The organism is Cryobacterium sp. 10I1, from assembly GCF_035019805.1.
GTDB lineage: Bacteria > Actinomycetota > Actinomycetes > Actinomycetales > Microbacteriaceae > Cryobacterium > Cryobacterium glucosi.
Genome location: NZ_JASJVF010000315.1, coordinates 1 through 3,168 on the forward strand (window position 1 = coordinate 1; position 3,168 = coordinate 3,168).

Below are 3,168 nucleotides of genomic sequence, written 5' to 3' on the forward strand. Positions count from 1 at the left end.
GTCGCGGCGTGCTCGTCGGCCGCTTCCTGCATGGCGCTCGTCTTGCGGAGCGGATCGACCTTGAGGAAGAGGCTCAGTACGAAGGCGATCAGCACGACGACGAGGCTCACCCAGAACACCGTGACCGTGGCGTCGTTGAAGCCGACGAGGAAAGGCTGCGAGAGCCGAGGGTCCGCCGCGTTCAGGAACGAGGTGTCCCCGTCGAGGGCCGTCCCGAGCCCGGCCGGTTTCTGTAACAGGGCCAGGATGCCGGCGTTGGCTGGGTCGGCGAGCACGGCCGGATCGGAGGCGGCCGCCTTGACGCCGGCGACGATCGTCGGATTGCCGAATGCCGCGCCGAGGGTGTCCGGGATGCGGGTGAAGAGCACCGAGAACAGCACGGCGGTGCCGAGCGTGCCACCGATCTGACGGAAGAACGTCGAAGCGGATGTCGCGACGCCGATGTCCCGCGGTCCCACCGAGTTCTGGCTCGCGATGGTCAGCGTCTGCATGAGCTGGCCGAGACCGAGACCCACGAGGAGCATGCCCGTCATCATGAACCAGACCGGCTTGTCCGCGGTCGCGAAGGTGAAGAGCAAGAACCCGCCGGCCATGAACGCGGTGCCGACCGTGGGGAAGACGCGGTACTTGCCGGTGCGGGCGATGATCTGGCCGCTCACGATCGAGGAGATCATCAGGCCGAGGATCATCGGGAGCATCATGAAGCCGCTCTCGGTCGGGGTGGCGCCGTTCACGAGCTGCAGGTAGAGCGGGACGGTCATCATCGCGCCGAACATTCCGAAACCGACGAAGACGCCGAGCACGGTCGCCATCGAGAACGTCGCCGACCGGAAGAGCTTGAGCGGGATGAGCGCGTCATCGCCCATCAGTCGCTCGGCCACGATGAACAGCACGATGCCGAGCATGCCGGTCACGTAGCAGGCGACCGAGGTGAACGACCACCAGCCCCAGGTGCGGCCCTGTTCGGCGACGAGCAGCAGCGGCACTGCGGCGACGATGACCGTAACGGCACCCCACCAGTCGATCCGTACGGGACGCTTGAAGTGCGGGATGTGCAGGAAGCGGATCACGATGATGAGCGCGACGATGCCGATCGGGATGTTGATCAGGAACACCCACCGCCAGCCGGTGATGCCGAGGATCGTCGTCGCGCCGGAGAGGACACCGCCGATGAGCGGGCCGATGACGCTCGAAATGCCGAAGACGGCGAGGAAGTAGCCCTGGTACTTGGCGCGCTCCCGCGGCGCGAGCATGTCGCCCATGATCGTGAGCGGAAGGGCCATCAGGCCGCCGGCGCCGAGGCCCTGGATCGCCCTGAATACCGCAAGCTCATACATCGAGTGCGACATCCCGGCCAGGAGGGACCCGATCAGGAACACGGTGATCGCGATCAGGAACAGCGGCCGGCGCCCGAAGATGTCACTGAGTTTGCCGTAGATCGGCGTGCTGATGCACGAGACGATCAGGTACGCGGTCGTCACCCAGGCCTGCAGTGACATTCCGTCGAGGTCGTCGGCGATGGTGCGCATCGACGTCCCGACGATGGTCTGGTCGAGAGCCGACAGGAACATCCCGGCCATCAGGCCGAAGATGACGAACAGGATCTGCCGGTGCGACATCAGGGGAGCGGAGGCGGGCGAGGAGGCGGAAGCGGGAGGAGTTTGCATCGTCTGCAAAGTTACACGACGGGCAGGGAATCATCAACAGATTCCCGGACCCCGTTCCCGGCCGTTGGGGGGTGTTTCGGCACGCTCGTGGGGCGAGTCCCGGGACTAGGCTCATGAGCGTGCGTACAGAAGGTCAAACGGGGGGTTCACACAGGATGGGTTGGCGACGGATCACGGCTATCTCCCTCGCTGCCGTTCTCGTGGCCGGCGGGGCCGTCGCGCTCGGTTTTTTCGCGACTCACGCCCCGGCATCCGTCGCAACGGCGCTGCCCGCCGCGACGCCAGACCCCGGGTCTCCCGCGACGCACCCGCCCGGCGACCGGCCGACACCCACGGATGCCGCGCGCCCGGCCCCGACCGCATCACCGACGCCGATAGCGTTGGTCCCGCGCTTCGACAAGGCGGCGCGTTCGCACGATGACCCGACCAGCATCTGGGTCGTCGTCGACAAGGACCGCCCCCTGCAGCCGGCCGATTACACCCCGCCGGACCTCGTGACCGTGCCCGTGCCGCACGTCTGGGAACCGCAGCTCCGCCGGGAGGCATCCGACGCCGTCGTGGCCCTTTTCGCCGCCTTCACGGCCGAGACCGGGCTGCAGCTGCAGTCGCAGAGTTCCTACCGCAGTTATCCCACCCAGGTCGCGGTGTACAACGACGACGTCTCGGCCCACGGGCAGGCCGTCGCGGACACGAGCACCGCCCGGCCGGGCACGAGCGAACACCAGACCGGCCTCGCGATCGACATCAGCGCCCTGCCGGCGAGTTGCTCCCTCGACGCCTGCTTCGGGGCGACTCCCCAGGGCACCTGGCTCGCGCACAACGCCTGGAAATACGGTTTCCTGCTCCGTTATCCGGAGGACAAGGTCGCCGTGACCGGCTACGCGTATGAACCGTGGCATTTCCGCTACATCGGCGTCGACCTCGCGACCGAAATGCACACGGATGGCGTGACCACTCTCGAGGAATTCTTCGGTCTCCCGGCGGCCCCGACCTATCACTAGGTCCGGCTCACGCATGGGTTTCGGAGGTTCCGCACAGGGTTCTGGCATGTGCGCGTGTTCGCATGTCGGGTCCCCGTCCGCCGTCCAGAAACGATTTCGTGCGCCCCCATACACGTCCTGAAGGTCCCGCCCGCTCCCGCCATCGCCGGGAAGATCCACTGCCCCTCCGCCCCATCAGCCCTCCACGGCCGACCGATTCGCCGTCCTCGGACTCACTGTCGACAGGCTCCCTGGCGACCGCCGCCCGCTCCTCCGACTCCCTCGGCGTCGTCCGTTCCCGGCACCGCCTCGAGAAGGCGCCGTCCGGCCACCGCCCGCTGATCTGGCTGGCCGGCTCGGCCGCCGCCGCCAGCCTGTGCTTCGGCCTCTTCGTCCCGCTCTCGAGCCAGGCGTCCCCCGGGGTCGCCACCGCGGCATCCGCCCCACTCGCGGCCTCGCGCCCGGTGCCGGCGAGTGTCGTGGCCGCCGTGCCCGTCGTGGCCGGCAGCCCCGTCATCTAC

The 3,168-nt window shown here is 68.0% G+C and carries 3 protein-coding genes; 2 read left to right on the forward strand and 1 reads right to left on the reverse strand.

Annotation, left to right across the window (positions count from 1 at the left end; genetic code table 11):
• Nucleotides 1-1,667: MDR family MFS transporter (locus QN345_RS17155; protein ID WP_323508942.1), on the reverse strand; the 1,667-nt coding region annotated here is incomplete at its 3' end.
• A gap of 155 nt (nucleotides 1,668-1,822) precedes the next feature.
• Between QN345_RS17155 and QN345_RS17160 the strand changes: the two genes are divergently transcribed.
• Nucleotides 1,823-2,668 carry a M15 family metallopeptidase gene (locus QN345_RS17160; protein WP_134560669.1) on the forward strand — a complete coding sequence of 282 codons (846 nt, stop codon included), beginning with the start codon at nucleotides 1,823-1,825 and terminating at the stop codon, nucleotides 2,666-2,668.
• 98 nt (nucleotides 2,669-2,766) lie between these two features.
• The coding region (locus tag QN345_RS17165; protein ID WP_323508943.1) for a hypothetical protein at nucleotides 2,767-3,168 on the forward strand (402 nt) is incomplete at its 3' end.

Coding starts and splice junctions, on each gene's coding strand:
- QN345_RS17160 (WP_134560669.1), top strand. CDS start 1,823: ATGGGTTGGCGACGGATCACGGCTATCTCCCTCGCTGCCGTTCTCGTG.